This is a genomic window from Streptomyces cucumeris (genome assembly GCF_024295805.1).
Taxonomy (GTDB): Bacteria; Actinomycetota; Actinomycetes; order Streptomycetales; family Streptomycetaceae; genus Streptomyces; species Streptomyces cucumeris.
Window position 1 is genome coordinate 163,355 of record NZ_JANCLX010000007.1, and the last position, 15,596, is coordinate 178,950.

Annotated in this window: 14 protein-coding genes; 2 read left to right on the forward strand and 12 right to left on the reverse strand. The window is 71.1% G+C overall.

All coding sequences use genetic code 11. The features are described 5' to 3' along the window. Window positions 1–94 precede the first annotated feature (94 nt). Both NMK44_RS13220 and NMK44_RS13225 read left to right on the forward strand, forming a co-directional pair. Entirely contained in the window at window positions 95–958 is an 864-nt protein-coding gene (locus NMK44_RS13220) for a peptidylprolyl isomerase (protein ID WP_254742110.1), read from the forward strand. Window positions 959–1,165: 207 nt separating this feature from the next. After that, window positions 1,166–2,395: a DUF349 domain-containing protein gene (locus tag NMK44_RS13225; RefSeq protein ID WP_254742112.1), complete on the forward strand. Its 1,230-nt coding sequence runs from the start codon at window positions 1,166–1,168 to the stop codon at window positions 2,393–2,395. Window positions 2,396–2,511: 116 nt separating this feature from the next. On the opposite strand, the gene NMK44_RS13230 is transcribed toward NMK44_RS13225, so the two are convergent. The 12 genes from NMK44_RS13230 to NMK44_RS13285 all read right to left on the reverse strand — a co-directional run bounded on the left by NMK44_RS13230 (window position 2,512) and on the right by NMK44_RS13285 (window position 15,271). Further along, a complete protein-coding gene (locus NMK44_RS13230; protein ID WP_254742114.1) occupies window positions 2,512–5,040 on the reverse strand; it encodes a RelA/SpoT family protein in 2,529 nt (842 codons plus the stop codon). A 175-nt stretch (window positions 5,041–5,215) separates the two neighbouring features. After that, a complete protein-coding gene (locus tag NMK44_RS13235; RefSeq protein ID WP_254742116.1) occupies window positions 5,216–5,824 on the reverse strand; it encodes an adenine phosphoribosyltransferase in 609 nt (202 codons plus the stop codon). Beyond that, window positions 5,821–6,954 carry a protein translocase subunit SecF gene (secF, locus tag NMK44_RS13240; RefSeq protein ID WP_254742118.1) on the reverse strand — a complete coding sequence of 378 codons (1,134 nt, stop codon included), beginning with the start codon at window positions 6,952–6,954 and terminating at the stop codon, window positions 5,821–5,823. The genes NMK44_RS13235 and secF overlap by 4 nt, the downstream gene beginning before the upstream one ends. A gap of 1 nt (window position 6,955) precedes the next feature. Next, complete coding sequence (gene secD / locus NMK44_RS13245) at window positions 6,956–8,722, reverse strand: protein translocase subunit SecD (RefSeq protein WP_254742121.1); 1,767 nt, start codon at window positions 8,720–8,722, stop codon at window positions 6,956–6,958. A gap of 145 nt (window positions 8,723–8,867) precedes the next feature. Next, the gene (gene yajC, locus NMK44_RS13250) at window positions 8,868–9,353 is read right to left on the reverse strand and encodes a preprotein translocase subunit YajC (RefSeq protein WP_254742124.1); all 486 of its coding nucleotides are present in this window, start codon (window positions 9,351–9,353) and stop codon (window positions 8,868–8,870) included. A 204-nt stretch (window positions 9,354–9,557) separates the two neighbouring features. After that, the gene (gene ruvB / locus NMK44_RS13255; RefSeq protein WP_254742127.1) at window positions 9,558–10,646 is read right to left on the reverse strand and encodes a Holliday junction branch migration DNA helicase RuvB; all 1,089 of its coding nucleotides are present in this window, start codon (window positions 10,644–10,646) and stop codon (window positions 9,558–9,560) included. 67 nt (window positions 10,647–10,713) lie between these two features. Then, window positions 10,714–11,334, reverse strand: a complete 621-nt coding sequence (ruvA, locus tag NMK44_RS13260) for a Holliday junction branch migration protein RuvA (protein WP_254742130.1) — start codon at window positions 11,332–11,334, stop codon at window positions 10,714–10,716. Beyond that, complete coding sequence (gene ruvC / locus NMK44_RS13265) at window positions 11,331–11,864, reverse strand: crossover junction endodeoxyribonuclease RuvC (RefSeq protein ID WP_254742133.1); 534 nt, start codon at window positions 11,862–11,864, stop codon at window positions 11,331–11,333. The genes ruvA and ruvC overlap by 4 nt, the downstream gene beginning before the upstream one ends. A gap of 131 nt (window positions 11,865–11,995) precedes the next feature. Then, window positions 11,996–12,748, reverse strand: coding sequence for a YebC/PmpR family DNA-binding transcriptional regulator (locus NMK44_RS13270; RefSeq protein WP_254742136.1), 753 nt, complete (start codon window positions 12,746–12,748; stop codon window positions 11,996–11,998). A gap of 57 nt (window positions 12,749–12,805) precedes the next feature. Then, window positions 12,806–13,453, reverse strand: a complete 648-nt coding sequence (pdxT, locus tag NMK44_RS13275) for a pyridoxal 5'-phosphate synthase glutaminase subunit PdxT (protein WP_254742139.1) — start codon at window positions 13,451–13,453, stop codon at window positions 12,806–12,808. A gap of 95 nt (window positions 13,454–13,548) precedes the next feature. Beyond that, window positions 13,549–14,469, reverse strand: a complete 921-nt coding sequence (pdxS, locus tag NMK44_RS13280; RefSeq protein ID WP_308358460.1) for a pyridoxal 5'-phosphate synthase lyase subunit PdxS — start codon at window positions 14,467–14,469, stop codon at window positions 13,549–13,551. Between the two features lie 259 nt (window positions 14,470–14,728). Further along, window positions 14,729–15,271, reverse strand: a complete 543-nt coding sequence (locus tag NMK44_RS13285) for a hypothetical protein (RefSeq protein WP_254742142.1) — start codon at window positions 15,269–15,271, stop codon at window positions 14,729–14,731. Window positions 15,272–15,596: the final 325 nt, after the last annotated feature.

The window sequence follows — 15,596 nt, forward strand, 5'->3', positions numbered from 1 at the left end:
TACCGGCGGCGGCCCCGCCACAGCGAACCCGTATACGGTACGGCCGAGCGATCAGTGACCAGACCGACGGCACACGCCATGAGGAGACGACCCGGTGGTCAGTAACGAGCAGCGGCGGCGGCAACTCGCCCGGGAGAAGTACCTTCGGCAGCAGAACCGGCGCCAGCAGGCCCGGGACAAGGCGCGCCGCCGCAACACGGTGATCGCCTCGACGCTGGCCGTGGTGCTGGCGGCGGGCGGCGCGGTGGCGACCGTGGGCGCGCTGTCCGGGGGCGGCGACGACAAGAAGAAGGACGACTCCGCCGCGACGCCCCCCACCGCGCCGCCGACGAAGAAGGCCGAGGACCCCTGTGCCGCGGGGGCGAAGAAGGTCAAGGGCGAGAAGCCCGAGAAGATGACCTGGAAGAAGGAGCCCGAGGTCACCATCGACAAGGCGGCCAAGTACTCCATGAAGCTGGAGACGACCTGCGGGGACATCTCCATCGACCTGAAGGCGGACAAGGCGCCGCACACGGTCAACTCCTTCGACTTCCTGGCGAAGAAGGGCTACCTGGACCACACCTCCTGCCACCGGCTGACCAACCAGGGCATCTTCGTGCTCCAGTGCGGCGATCCGCAGGGCACCGGCCGGGGCGGTCCGGGCTACACGATCCCGGACGAGAACCTGAAGGACCCCTCGCTCAAGGGGAACGTCTACCCGGCCGGCACGGTGGCGATGGCCAACCAGTACAACGCCCAGACCAAGGAGGGCCGGAACAGCGGCGGAAGCCAGTTCTTCCTCGTCTACCAGGACAGCCAGCTGCCCCCGGACTACACCCCCTTCGGGACCATCGGCAAGGACGGTATGAAGGTCCTGAAGAAGATCGGCAACGCGGGCGCCGCTCCCCCGGACCAGACCGGCAACACCGCCCCGAACGCGACCGTGAAGATCAACAAGGCGACGGTCGGCTCGTCCTGACACCCCTGACGTGCGTACTGCGAAATTTCGGTCGCGCAGGATACGGACAGCCGGGGCACGGTTCGCCTATGTTGGCGTTGTGTGGGGTGCCGTCCCGATGGCTGCCATCCCGCTGAGAGACCGGCCAGGGCGTTTCCCGGCCGGAAGAAACTGTGGACGATGCCGGCGGGCCGCGCGCCCGCCCCGGCATCATGTGGAGGAGGCGCTGTGAGCAGCGAGCCTTGGGGCCGCGTCGACGAGGCGGGGACCGTGTACGTGCGCACGGCCGACGGTGAGCAGGTCGTCGGATCGTGGCAGGCGGGTTCTCCGGAAGAGGCCCTCGCCTACTTCGAGCGCAAGTACGAGGGCCTGGTCGTCGAGATCGGCCTCCTCGAGCGCCGGGTGAGGACCACCGACCTGTCCGCCAAGGACGCGACGACCGCTCTGGACCACATCCGGCAGCAGGTCGACGAGCACCATGTGGTCGGTGATCTGGACGCGCTCAGGAAGCGGCTCGACAAGCTCGCCGAGGATGTCGAGAAGCGCCGTGAGCAGCGCAAGGCGGCCAAGGCCCACCAGACCGAGGAGGCCCGCAGGTCCAAGGAGGCGCTGGTCGCCGAGGCCGAGGAGCTGGCCGCCAGCGAGCAGTGGCGGGCGGCCGGGGAGCGGCTGCGCGCCCTGGTCGACACCTGGAAGGGCCTGCCGCGTCTGGACCGCAAGACCGACGACGAGCTGTGGCACCGCTTCTCGCACGCCCGGTCGGCCTTCTCCAAGCGCCGCAAGGCGCACTTCGCGGCGCTGGACGCCCAGCGCGAGGACGCCCGGCAGACCAAGGAGAAGCTGGTCGCCGAGGCCGAGGCGCTGTCCGGCTCCACCGACTGGGGGCCGACGGCCGCCCGGTACCGGGAGCTGATGTCGGACTGGAAGGCCGCGGGCCGTGCGCAGCGCGAGTCCGAGGACGACCTGTGGAACCGCTTCCGCGGGGCGCAGGACATCTTCTTCCAGGCGCGCGGTGAGGTCTTCGCCGAGCGCGACGCCGAGCAGCAGGAGAACCTGACCCGCAAGGAGGAGCTGGTCGTCGAGGCCGAGAAGCTGCTGCCGGTCTCGGATCTGAAGGCGGCCCGCGCGGCCTTCCGGTCGGTGAACGAGCGGTGGGAGGCCATCGGCCACGTCCCGCGGGACTCCCGGTCGCGGATCGAGGGCCGGCTGCACGCGGTCGAGCGCGCCCTCCAGGACGCCGAGGAGGTCGAGTGGCGGCGGACCAACCCCGAGGCGCGGGCCCGCGCCGCGGGGCTGACCGGTCAGCTCCAGGACGCGGTGGCCACGCTGCGCCGGCAGAGCGACGCCGCCCGCGCGTCGGGGAACAACGCCAAGGCCGACAAGCTGGCCAAGGAGCTGGAGGGTCGGCAGGCGCTGCTGGACCAGGCGCTGAAGGGCCTGGAGGAGTTCGGCGGCTGAGCGGCACCCGTTGACGCGGTGACGAAGGCGGCCCCGGTGATCCGGGGCCGCCTTCGGCGTTATGGATGGGCGTCGGCCGTTGCCGTAGCCGCTGTACGCCCGCTGTGAGGCCGCGCTCAGCGCTGCCGGGCCGAGGTGACCCGGTAGACGTCGTAGACGCCCTCGACGCCGCGTACGGCCTTGAGGACGTGTCCCAGGTGCTTGGGGTCGCCCATCTCGAAGGTGAAGCGCGAGACGGCCACCCGGTCGCGGGAGGTCTGCACGGCCGCCGAGAGGATGTTGACGTGCTGGTCGGACAGGACGCGGGTGACGTCCGAGAGCAGCCGGGACCGGTCCAGCGCCTCGACCTGGATGGCGACCAGGAAGACCGAGGACTGGGTGGGCGCCCATTCGACGTCGAGGATGCGCTCGGGCTGCTGGGACAGCGAGTCCACGTTGACGCAGTCGGCGCGGTGCACCGAGACGCCGCTGCCGCGGGTGACGAAGCCGATGATGGGGTCGCCCGGCACCGGCGTACAGCAGCGGGCCAGCTTGACCCAGACGTCCTCGACGCCCTTGACCACCACACCGGGGTCGGCGTTGGAGCGGCGCTTGGAGCGGCCGCGGATGGGCGGGGCGGTCTCGGCGATGTCCTCGTTGGCGGCCTCCTCGCCGCCGAGGGCCTGGACCAGCTTGTTGACCACGTTCTGCGCGGAGACATGGCCCTCGCCGATGGCCGCGTAGAGCGAGGAGATGTCGGGGTAGCGCATCTCATGCGCCAGGGTGACCAGTGAGTCACCGGTGAGGATGCGCTGGATCGGCAGGTTCTGCTTGCGCATCGCCCGGACGATGGCGTCCTTGCCCTGCTCGATCGCCTCGTCGCGGCGCTCCTTGGAGAACCAGGCGCGGATCTTGTTGCGGGCTCGCGGGGACTTCACGAAGCCCAGCCAGTCGCGGGAGGGCCCGGCGCCCGGCGCCTTGGAGGTGAAGACCTCGACGAGGTCGCCGTTGTCGAGGGTGGACTCCAGCGGCACCAGCCGGCCGTTGACCCGGGCCCCGATGGTGCGGTGGCCGACCTCGGTGTGCACGGCGTAGGCGAAGTCCACCGGGGTGGCCCCGGCGGGCAGCGCTATGACATCGCCCTTGGGCGTGAAGACGAAGACCTCGTTGCGGGAGAGGTCGAAGCGCAGGGACTCCAGGAACTCGCCGGGGTCCTCGGTCTCCTTCTGCCAGTCCAGGAGCTGCCGCAGCCACGCCATGTCGTTGATGGCGTCGTCCTTGCCGGGCTTGCGGGGCACGTCGGTGCGCACCTTGGAGGCGCCCGCGACGGCCTCCTGCTTGTACTTCCAGTGCGCGGCGATGCCGTACTCGGCGCGGCGGTGCATGTCGAAGGTGCGGATCTGGAGCTCGACCGGCTTGCCGCTGGGCCCGATGACCGTCGTGTGCAGCGACTGGTACATGTTGAACTTGGGCATCGCGATGTAGTCCTTGAACCGCCCCGGCACCGGGTTCCACCGCGCGTGGATGGTCCCGAGCGCCGCGTAGCAGTCGCGGACGGTGTCGACGAGGACACGGATGCCCACCAGGTCGTAGATCTCGGCGAAGTCCCGGCCCCGCACGATCATCTTCTGGTAGACGGAGTAGTAGTGCTTGGGCCGCCCGGTGACGGTGGCCTTGATGCGCGCGGCCCGCAGATCGCCCTGGACCTGGTCGGTGACGACGGCCAGGTACTCGTCGCGCTTGGGGGCCCGCTCGGCGACCAGCCGCACGATCTCGTCGTACATCTTGGGGTAGAGGATCGCGAAGGCGAGGTCCTCCAGCTCCCACTTGATGGTGTTCATGCCCAGCCGGTGGGCGAGCGGGGCATAGATCTCGAGGGTCTCGCGGGCCTTCTTCTCCTGCTTCTCCCGCTTGAGGTAGCGCATGGTGCGCATGTTGTGCAGCCGGTCGGCCAGCTTGATCACCAGGACCCGGGGGTCCTTGGCCATGGCGACGACCATCTTGCGCACGGTCTCGGCCTGGGCGGCCTCGCCGAACTTGACCTTGTCCAGCTTGGTGACGCCGTCGACGAGCAGGGCGACCTGGTCGCCGAAGTCACGGCGCAGGGTGTCCAGGCCGTACTCGGTGTCCTCGACGGTGTCGTGCAGCAGCCCGGCCATCAAAGTGGCCGGATCCATACCCAGCTCGGCGAGGATCGTGGTCACCGCGAGCGGGTGGGTGATGTACGGATCGCCGCTCTTGCGCTTCTGGCCGCGGTGCCAGCGCTCGGCCACCTGGTAGGCGCGCTCGAGCTGGCGCAGCGTCCCGGCGTCGGCCTTCGGGTCGTTGCCGCGGACGATGCGCAGCAGGGGCTCCAGCACCGGGTTGTACGGGCTGGAGCGCTGGACGCCGAGGCGGGCCAGCCGGGCCCGGACACGGTTGGACGAACCCGAGCGGGGCGCGGGGCCGGGCGCCGGGCGGGCGGCGGTGGACGGCAGGCCGCTGCCGCGGGTCGGGGCGGGCCGGGGGCCCTTCTGCTCGGGGCCGCTGCCGGCCGGGCTGTCGCCGCTGGTCCGGGGCGTGCCGGAGGCCGCCGTCGACTCGGCGGCGGTCGGCGCGTCCTGGTTCGCGGAGGGGGTCCCTCCCGGACGGACGTGGGGCGAGAGCGGCTGGGCCTCGTCTGGCAAGAGCACTCCTCAAGCGGTCCGGACCTCAAGAGGTCGGGGTGCCATGGTATCGATCCCGCCACTCCGCTTGCCTGTCGGTCAGGCGGACCGGGGCGGGGCCGGGCATGCCGGAGGGCGGGGACCCGGCATGATCGCAGGTCCCCGCCCTCCGGCCGCGGTGTCGGTGGGACACCGCTCAGATGGTGATCAGCGCCTCCAGCGGGGCGCTGTCCAGCGGGCCCAGCAGTCGGCCGCGGCCTTCGAGGAAGCCGAGCTCCAGCAGGACGGCGACCCCGGCCACCTGGGCTCCGGCCCGCCGGATCAGCTCCAGGGACGCCTCCGCGGTGCCGCCGGTGGCCAGGACGTCGTCGATGACCAGGACCCGGTCACCCGGAGCCAGGGCGTCGGCGTGTATCTCGATCTCGGCGGTGCCGTACTCCAGCTCGTACGCCTGGCCCAGGGTCGCCCCGGGGAGCTTCCCGGCCTTGCGGACGGGGACGAAGCCGATTCCGGCGCGGACCGCGGCCGGGGCGGCGAGGATGAAGCCGCGCGCCTCCAGGCCCACGATCTTGTCGGCCCGGTGCCGCAGGGCCAGCTCCGCCAGCGCCTCGGTCAGCGCGCCGAACGCGGCGGCATCGGCCAGCAGCGGGGTGATGTCCTTGAACATCACGCCCGGCTTCGGATAGTCCGGTACGTCCTGGATCCGGCTGAGCAGCAGTCCGCGCAGCTCCTCGGCGGGGAGCCCGCCGAAGCCGTCCGCACCGCCCGGCGCACCGGTCGCGGTGCCCGTCGTCCCCGCGCTCATCGGCGCTTGCCCGACGGGCGGCCGCGGCCCCGGCCGCGCGAGGCGGGCTGGCGGCGCTGGCCGACGACCCCGGCGGGGGCCGCTCCGGCGTCCTCGAGGTCCGTGTCCGGGCCGCTGTCGCCCTCCTCTGCCGACCGGTCGCCGCCGGCCTCCGCCTTGGCGGAGGCGGCGCGCTTGGCGCGCACCCGCTTGGCCAGCGCCTTCATCCGCGGGTCGCGCTCCTTCAGATCGGCGACGAGCGGAGTGGCGATGAAGATCGAGGAGTAGGCACCGGCGGCCAGACCGACGAACAGCGACAGCGAGATGTCGTTGAGCATGCCGGCGCCCAGCAGACCGCCGCCGATGAACAGCAGCGCGCCGACCGGCAGCAGCGCCACGACCGTGGTGTTGATGGACCGCACCAGGGTCGAGTTGAGGCTGCGGTTGGCGACCTCGCTGTAGGTGAAGCGGTTCTGTTTGGTGAGGTCCTTCGTCGCTTCCTTGAGGCCGTCGAAGACCACGACGGTGTCGTAGAGCGAATAACCGAGGATCGTGAGCAGACCGATCACGGTACCTGGGGTGACTTCGAAGCCGACCAGCGCGTAGATCCCGACGGTGATGGTGATGTCGTGGATCAGCGCGATCAGGGCGGCCAGTGCCATCCGCCATTCGAAGGCGATGGCCAGATAGACCACCACCAGCACCATGAAGATCGCCAGGCCCTGCCACGCCTTGCTGGCGATCTGCTCGCCCCAGCTCGGGCCGACCAACTGGGTGTCGATCTTGTTGGTCGAGACGTCCAGCTTCTTGGACAGGGCCTCCTGGACCGGCAGCGCCTCCTTGGTGCCCAGCTCGCTGATCTGGATCCGCAGACCGCCGCGGCCGAGCTCCTGGACGACCACGGTGTGGCCGTCGGCCGCCTTCTCGGCGGTCTGGCGGATGTCGGTGGTCGAGACGCCGGCCTTGGGCGTGGTGAAGACGGCGCCGCCGGAGAACTCGATGCCCATGTTGAGACCGCGCACCACCACCCCGGCGATGGCGATGATGGTGATCAGTATCGAGACGCCGTACCAGATCTTGCGCTTGCCGACGAAGTCGTAGCCGACCTCGCCTCGGTAGAGCCTGGCGCCGAGAGTGCCGAGTCGCGACATCTCACGCCTCCTTCGTGTCGGCGGGGGCGGCGGAACGGCGCCGGCGCAGGGGCGGCGTGGCCCCCAGGCGCTGGGGGTCCAGACCGGACCACGGGTGACCGTTACCGAAGAACGGGCGGCGGGCGAGGATCGTCATCAGCGGCTTGGTGAAGAGGAACACCACCGCGACGTCGAGCAGCGTGGTCAGGCCCAGGGTGAAGGCGAAGCCCTGCACCTTGCCGACGGTGACGACGTAGAGCACCGCGGCGGCCAGGAACGACACGAAGTCGGAGACCAGGATGGTGCGCCGGGCCCGCGGCCAGCCGCGCTCGACGGCGGGGCGCAGCGAGCGGCCCTCCCGGATCTCGTCCCGGATCCGTTCGAAGTAGACGATGAACGAGTCGGCGGTGATACCGATGGCCACGATCGCGCCGCAGACGGCCGGGAGGTTCAGCGCGAAGCCGATACCGGGGCCGAGCAGCACCATGATCGTGTAGGTGAGCGCCGCGGAGACCCCGAGGCTCGCCATGGCCACCAGGGCCAGGCCGCGGTAGTAGATGACCAGGTAGAGCACGACCAGGGCCATACCGATGGCACCGGCGATCAGACCCGCGTGGAGCTGCTCACCGCCGAGGGCGGCGGAGACCGTGGTCTCGTCCGCGATGTCGAAGGTCAGCGGGAGGGCACCGAAGGACAGGACGTTGGCCAGGTCCTCGGCGCTCTGCTGGGTGAAGCCGCCGGAGATGGTGGCGCTGCCGCCGGCGATCGCCCTGTCGACCGAGGGGGCGGAGACGACCTCACCGTCGAGGGTGATCGCGAAGCGGTTCTGCGGGTCCTGCTTGGCCGCCAGCTCGCCGGTGACATTGGCGAACTTCTTGGCGCCCTTGCTGTTGAAGCCGAGCTGCACGATCCAGCCCGAGGCGTTCTGGCTCTCGAAGACGGCCGAGGCGTCGTCGACGTCGGTGCCCTCGACCTGGGACGCACCGAGGACGTACTTGGCGTCGCCCTTCTGGCCACAGGCGAGGATCGAGTCGCTCGGCTTGGCGTTGGCCGCCTTCTCGGCGGCCGCGGCGCGGCCCTTCTTGGTGGTGCAGTCCAGCGCGGCGAAGTCCTTGGCCAGCTGCTTCTGGCTGTCGGGGTCCGAGGGCTGCTTGGTCTGGCCGCCCTTGGGGGTCTTCGAGGGGCTGGGCGTCGGCGCCTTGTCGGCCTTCAGCGCGTTCGGCACGGCGCGGCCCTGGGTGCCGGCGCTCGTCGACGGGGTGGCCGAGGGCTTGTCCTTGTCGGCGCCCTTGTCGCCCTTGTCGGCACCCTTGTCACCCTTGTCGCCGGGCTTGCCGGTGGCGGTGGGGTCCGGGGTGGGCTCGGGAGTCTTCCCGGCAGCGGGAGTGGTGGTGATCACCGGCCGGAAGTAGAGCTGGGCGGTGGTGCCGACCTGCTGGCGAGCCTGCTTCGCGTTCGTCCCCTTGGGGATGTTCACGATGATGTGCTTCTCGCCCTGCGTCTGGACCTCGGCCTCGGACACACCCAGACCGTTGACACGCCGCTCGATGATGCCGACGGCCGTATTCATATTGGCCGTGTTGATCGCGTTGGGCCTGCCCGGCTGGTTCTTGGCCTCCAGCGTGAAGCTGGTGCCGCCCGCGAGGTCGATGCCCAGGCGCGGCTTGGTGTGACCGGAGAGGAACATCCCCCCGGTGAGCGCCACGATGGCGATCAGGATCACGGCCAGGGCGCGTCCGGGCCTGCCCTGTGACCCGGGTGACCTGCGGCCCTTCTTCGGTGCTGCCACCTTGTCGTATCTCCCTGTCCAACCGCCCCGCACCCGGGGTGCGGCAGGCGGCCACGAAGTCTTGTGGGGGACGGCCCCTGCGGAGCCCTAACCGTCCGGGAACCGCGGCGCGTCGAGCGGTGGGCGCCGCGGTTCCCGGTACGTGTTACTTCGCGTCGGTGCTGCCGTCCCGCTTGTCACCGTCGGACGCGTCCGCCGTGCCGGCGTCGTCCTTGCCGAGGTCGATCTTCTTGGCATCGGCCGGCTCGGCGTCGGCAGGCTCGCCGTCGGCATCGTCGGCGTGCGCGGTCCCGGTCAGCGAGGAGGCGTCGTCGGGGACGACAGGGCCGTGGTCGTCGGCCTCGGGGTCGATGCCGTGGACGATGCGGTTGTACTCCTCGTCCGGGAGGACGGCACCCACGGCGTTCTTCGCGTAGATCGCGTGCACACCGGGAGCGACCTCGAGGAGGACCGTGTCGTCGTTGATTTCCTTGACCGTGCCATACATGCCCCCGATGGTCCGCACACCGGTGCCCGGGTGCATCTCATCGCGCATCTGCGCGGCCTGGCGCTGCTTGTTCTTGGCCGATCGGGTCATCAGGAACATGGCCCCGATGAGCACGATGAACGGCAGGAGGGTCACGGGATTCACGAGACGGAATTTCCTTCACACGACCGCGGGGAAGCGGCCTGGTCTTCGGGGATGGATACACCGCACGGTTTCCGGACGGCATACGGACGGCATCGGCGGAGTCTAAGCGAGCCCACGCCAATGGAACAACGCCCGGCGCGGCGTCGGGGTTCCTTCCGCCGCCATTATTCGCTCTTCATCCCATGATGCCGAAGCAGCGCGCCCTCATGCCTCGAACAGACCCTTCTGACCCCCCGCACCGGACGGCTGGGGCGGGGTGAGTCCCAGATGGGCCCAGGCCGCGGGGGTGCCGACACGCCCCCGGGGGGTACGGGCCAGCAGTCCCTCGCGCACCAGGAAGGGCTCTGCGACCTCCTCGACCGTCTCGCGCTCCTCCCCCACGGCCACCGCCAGGGTGGACAGCCCCACCGGGCCGCCTCCGAACAGCTTGAGCAGGGCGCTGAGCACCGCGCGGTCCAGCCGGTCCAGCCCCCGGCCGTCCACGTCGTAGACGGCCAGGGCGCTGGCGGCGATCTCGCGGGTGATCACGCCGTCGGCCTTGACCTGGGCGTAGTCGCGCACCCGGCGCAGCAGCCGGTTGGCGATCCGGGGGGTGCCGCGGGAGCGTCCGGCGATCTCGGCGGCGCCCTCGGGTTCGATGGTGACGTCGAGCAGTCCGGCGGAGCGGTGGATGACACGCTCCAGCTCGGCCGGGGCGTAGAACTCCATATGGCCGGTGAACCCGAAGCGGTCGCGCAGGGGGGGCGGCAGCAGTCCGGCCCTGGTGGTGGCCCCCACCAGGGTGAACGGTGGCAGCTCCAGCGGGATGGCGGTGGCGCCCGGCCCCTTGCCGACGATCACGTCGACCCGGAAGTCCTCCATCGCCATGTAGAGCATCTCCTCAGCGGGCCGGGACATGCGGTGGATCTCGTCGAGGAACAGCACCTCCCCCTCGGTGAGGGAGGAGAGGATCGCGGCGAGATCACCCGCATGCTGGATCGCGGGGCCCGAGGTGATCCGGATCGGGGCGTTCATCTCGGCCGCGATGATCATCGAAAGGGTGGTCTTGCCGAGGCCAGGGGCGCCGGAGAGCAGCACATGATCGGCGGTGCCGCCGCGCTGCCGGGCAGCCTTGAGCACCAGGTCGAGCTGCTCGCGCACCCGTTCCTGACCGACGAATTCACCCAGGTCCTTGGGGCGCAGCGCGGCCTCCACCGCCTGGTCCTCGCCGTCGGCGTCGGCGCCCACCAGTCTGCCGCCCGCGCCGGGCGGCAGGTCCTCGGCGGTGGCCGGTGCGGTCTCGTCCCAGTTCACTGCGTATCGCCTCGCGATGTCGTCTTGAGCGGTGCCGCCGGTCGCGCCCCGGCGCGACGACGGCCGGTCACCGGGTGCGGTTCAGGGTCTGGAGGGCGGCCCGCAGGAGCTGGGCCACCTGGGGCACACCGCCCTCGGCGAGGGCCGCCTCGGCCCGGGGGGTGACGGCGGCGACTGCCTCGTCGGCCTCCCGGGGGGCGTAGCCGAGGCCCACCAGGGCGGTGTGGAGCTGATCGCTCCAGCCCGCGGCGGGCGCGGGGCGGGCGCCGGGCACGGCGGAACCGATCGGCTCGCCGAGCCGGTCCTTCAGCTCGAGCAGCAGCTTCTGAGCACCCTTCTTGCCGATGCCGGGGACTGCGGTGAGCGCCTTCTCGTCCCCGGTGGAAACGGCGATCCGCAGGGCGTCCGGGGTGTGGACGGCCAGCATGGCCTGGGCGAGCCGGGGGCCGACCCCGCTGGCGGTCTGGAGCAGCTCGAAGACCTGGCGCTCATCGTCGTCGGCGAAGCCGTAGAGGGTGAGCGAGTCCTCGCGGACGACCAGGGAGGTGGCGAGCCGGGTCTGCTCACCGAGGCGCAGCCCGGAAAGGGTGCCGGGGGTGCAGTGGAGCGCCAGACCGACACCTCCGACCTCGACGACGGCGGTGTCCGGGGCGAGGGCCGCGACCGGACCGGAGACGAACGCAATCATGAGGTACGGCCTTTCGTGGTGCGATGGGCGGCGACGGCCCGCTGGAGGCGGTTGGTCGCGGGCGCCCGCCAGATATGACAGATGGCGAGCGCCAGGGCGTCGGCGGCGTCGGCCGGTTTGGGGGGTGCGTCAAGCCGCAGCAGCCGGGTGACCATGGCGCCGACCTGGGCCTTGTCCGCCCGTCCCGATCCGGTGACGGCCGCCTTGACCTCGCTGGGGGTGTGCAGCGCAACCGGCAGCCCGCGGCGGGCCGCGCACAGCATCGCGACGGCGCTGGCCTGGGCGGTGCCCATGACGGTGCGCACGTTGTGCTGGCTGAACACCCGCTCCACGGCGACGAATTCGGGCCGGTGGGCGTCGAGCCACTCCTCGATACCGCGCTCGATGAGCACGAGGCGGTCGGCGACCTCCGCGTCCGCCGGAGTGCGCACGACCCCGACGCCCTGCATCCGCAGCGGGCGGCCCGCGACCCCCTCGACCACGCCGATGCCGCACCGGGTCAGCCCCGGGTCCACACCCAGCACCCGCACGACGCTCCTCCCCTCACCGCCGCCGATCCGATCAACTGCTGACGCAGGCTAGCGGCTGCCACCGACAACGCCGACGGGCCGGTGGGGTGTGTCCCCGCCGACCCGCCCGTTCCGCGTGTACTGATGGGCCCTCAGGCGTCCACCTTGGCCATGACCTCGTCGGAGACGTCGAAGTTGGCGAACACGTTCTGCACGTCGTCACTGTCCTCGAGCGCGTCGATCAGCTTGAAGATCTTGCGCGCGCCGTCCTCTTCGAGCTCCACCTGCATGGTGGGCACGAAGTTGGCCTCGGCCGAGTCGTAGTCGATGTTCTGCTCCTGGAGCGCGGAGCGGACCGCGACCAGGTCGGTGGCCTCGCTGATCACCTCGAAGGACTCACCGAGGTCGTTGACCTCCTCCGCGCCCGCGTCCAGCACCGCGCCGAGCACATCGTCCTCGCTCAACTCACCCTTGGGGACGATCACCACGCCCTTGCGGTTGAACAGGTAGGAGACCGAACCCGGGTCGGCCATCGAACCGCCGTTGCGGGTCATGGCGACGCGCACGTCGGAGGCGGCGCGGTTGCGGTTGTCGGTGAGGCACTCGATGAGCACCGCGACACCGTTCGGGCCGTAGCCCTCGTACATGATCGTCTCGTAGTCGGCGCCACCCGCTTCGAGACCGGCACCGCGCTTGACCGCGCTGTCGATGTTCTTGTTCGGCACCGAACTCTTCTTGGCCTTCTGGATGGCGTCGAAGAGCGTCGGGTTACCGTCCGGGTCGGCGCCGCCGGTCCGGGCCGCGACCTCGATGTTCTTGATCAGCTTCGCGAAGAGCTTGCCGCGCTTGGCATCGATCACGGCCTTCTTGTGCTTCGTCGTAGCCCATTTAGAGTGGCCGGACATCCGCCTGTCTCCTTCGCGTAACCCAGTGCTGTACGAACGCCTGCGATCCTACCGGGCTCAGCCCCGCAGGGACTGCCGCACCATCTCGACGAAGAGGGCGTGCACCCGGTGGTCTCCGGTCAGCTCCGGGTGGAACGAGGTGGCGAGGACATGATCCTGACGGACCGCGACGGTGTGCCCGTCGAAGGTCGCCAGCACCTCGGCGGCGGCGCCCACCGACTCCACCCACGGCGCGCGGATGAAGACGCCCTCCACCGGACCGCCGTCGATGCCCTTGACGTCGATCCCGGCCTCGAAGGACTCGTTCTGACGGCCGAAGGCATTCCGACGGACGATCATGTCGATCCCGCCGACGGTCTCCTGGTCGTCACGGCCGTCGAGGATCTTGTCCGCGACCATGATCATGCCCGCGCAGGTGCCGTACACCGGCATACCCGCGCGCACCCGCTCCCGCAGCGGCTCCAGCAGCCCGAAGATGACCGCCAGCTTGGACATGGTGGTCGACTCGCCGCCGGGGATGACCAGTCCGGCGACCTCGGCGAGTTCCTCGGGGCGGCGGACCGACCGGGCCGGGGCCCCGGCCGCGGCGAGCGCGGCGAGGTGCTCGCGCACATCGCCCTGGAGGGCGAGGACGCCGATCACGGGGACGTCGTCCGCCGGGGCGGGCGCCGCCGACGGCGCGGACGCGGAAGTCGGGGAAGACACGGGGCGAAGACCTCTCGGGACGTCAGGGGCACCACGCGTCCGCCGGGACGCGTGGTGCCGGGTGGTGCCGGTCTACTGGCCGGGGACCGGCCGGGTCACCAGCCGCGCTGGGCGTAGCGCTCGCTCTCGGGGAGGGTGTCGCAGTTGATGCCGACCATGGCCTCACCGAGGTCGCGGGACACATCCGCGATGACCTTCGGGTCGTCGTAGAAGGTGGTGGCCTTCACGATGGCGGCGGCGCGCTTGGCCGGGTCACCGGACTTGAAGATGCCGGAGCCGACGAACACGCCCTCGGCGCCGAGCTGGCGCATCAGCGCGGCGTCGGCCGGGGTGGCCACACCGCCGGCGGAGAACAGCACGACCGGCAGCTTGCCGGTCGCGGCGATCTCCTGGACCAGCTCATACGGGGCGCGCAGCTCCTTGGCGGCCGCGTAGAGCTCGTGGTTGTCCAGTCCGCGCAGCCGGGCGATCTCACCCTTGATCTGGCGCAGGTGGCGGACGGCCTCGACCACGTTGCCGGTGCCGGCCTCACCCTTGGAGCGGATCATGGCCGCACCCTCGGCGATCCGGCGCAGGGCCTCGCCCAGGTTGGTGGCGCCGCAGACGAACGGCGTGGTGAAGGACCACTTGTCGCTGTGGTTGACCTCGTCGGCCGGGGTGAGGACCTCGGACTCGTCGATGTAGTCGACGCCGAGCGACTGGAGCACCTGGGCCTCGACGAAGTGGCCGATCCGGGACTTGGCCATGACCGGGATGGACACGGCGCTGATGATCCCGTCGATCATGTCCGGGTCGGACATCCGGGCCACTCCGCCGTCCTTGCGGATGTCGGCCGGGACCCGCTCGAGGGCCATGACCGCGACGGCACCGGCGTCCTCGGCGATCTTGGCTTCCTCCGGGGTGACGACGTCCATGATCACGCCACCCTTGAGCTGCTCGGCCATACCGCGCTTGACGCGGGCGGTGCCGGTCGCGGGAGCCTCGGAGTTGGACGTGCTGGCGGGCGTGCTGGACACGGTTTGACCTCACTCGATGATGAAAAGCGCGATGAGCCCATCGTAGGGCCGTTCGATACCCGTTCATGACCCGGCCATTCGGTCCAGGTCGATGGCGCCTGTGCTACAGGGATGACAAAAGCGGCTGGGCACGGCGCCCGGCAAGGGCCAATTGGGGGCCGGTGGCTCGAAGGCGGCGGCGTCCCAGGTCAGCGGCGTCCCACGGCCCGGGGCGAGGGCGTCCCGCGGCAGCGGCCCCGGCCCGGTACGGGCGGCCTTCTCAGTGTCCGGCGCGGGCGGCCAGCGCGGCGGGCGGCTCGTCGTCCATCTCGAAGGCCAGCGGGAACGGGGCGTGACCGGCCAGCCGGAACCAGCGCACCTTGCGGTGGCGGCGCAGCGCCCGGGCCGCGCGCACCGCGTCGTTGTGGAAGCGGCGCGCCATCGGCACCCGCCGGACCGCCTCGGTGAGCTCGCCCAGCGCCTCTTCTCCGCCTGGTGCCTCCCGCACCGCCCCGACCTGCGCGCTCTCCTCGAAGACCGCCCGCAGCGCCTGGCTCAGCTCACTCTCGGCGACCTCCCGGTGCTCCTCCTCGGACTGCCGGGCGGCGTGCGCGGCCTGGTAGAGCACCATTGACGCGGCGGGGTCGAGCACCCCTGCGGTGGCCAGCTCCTGGGCCACCGAGGCGCGCCGCAGCAACTGCGCGTCCAGGGCGGCGCGGGCGGCGTCCAGCCTGCTGTGCAGCCGGTCGAGACGTCCGGCGGTCCAGCTCAGGTAGACGGCGACGACGACCAGCGCGACCGCGATCCAGATCAAGGTGCTCACGGCGCGCCACGCTACCGGCTGTCACCCCCGACGGGCGCGCCCCGGACCGATACCGCCATCGGTGGCTCCGCGTCGGCCATGCCCCGCGCCTCCCGGCGCACAGGAGCGCGACCAGGCGCCGCACTCAGCGACGCGCGCCGCGTGGCGTCGGCCCCGGACGCGGAACGTGCCCCGGCAGCCGGTGCCGGACCGGCGAAGCGGTGCGTGGCGGCACGGTGGAACATCCGGGCGCGGGACGAGGGCTGCGGCTGCGGCTGCGGCTGCGGCTGCGGCTGCGGCTGCCCGGAGGATCGTGCGTGCGCGGTGGCGCGGCGGGCTTCTCGGC

What these genes read in the sequence shown, in the direction of transcription:
- NMK44_RS13235 (WP_254742116.1), bottom strand. Translation starts at nt 5,824, where the DNA reads ATGAGCGCGGGGACGACGGGCACCGCGACCGGTGCGCCGGGCGGTGCG.
- secF (WP_254742118.1), bottom strand. Translation starts at nt 6,954, where the DNA reads ATGTCGCGACTCGGCACTCTCGGCGCCAGGCTCTACCGAGGCGAGGTC.
- ruvA (WP_254742130.1), bottom strand. Translation starts at nt 11,334, where the DNA reads ATGATTGCGTTCGTCTCCGGTCCGGTCGCGGCCCTCGCCCCGGACACC.
- NMK44_RS13270 (WP_254742136.1), bottom strand. Translation starts at nt 12,748, where the DNA reads ATGTCCGGCCACTCTAAATGGGCTACGACGAAGCACAAGAAGGCCGTG.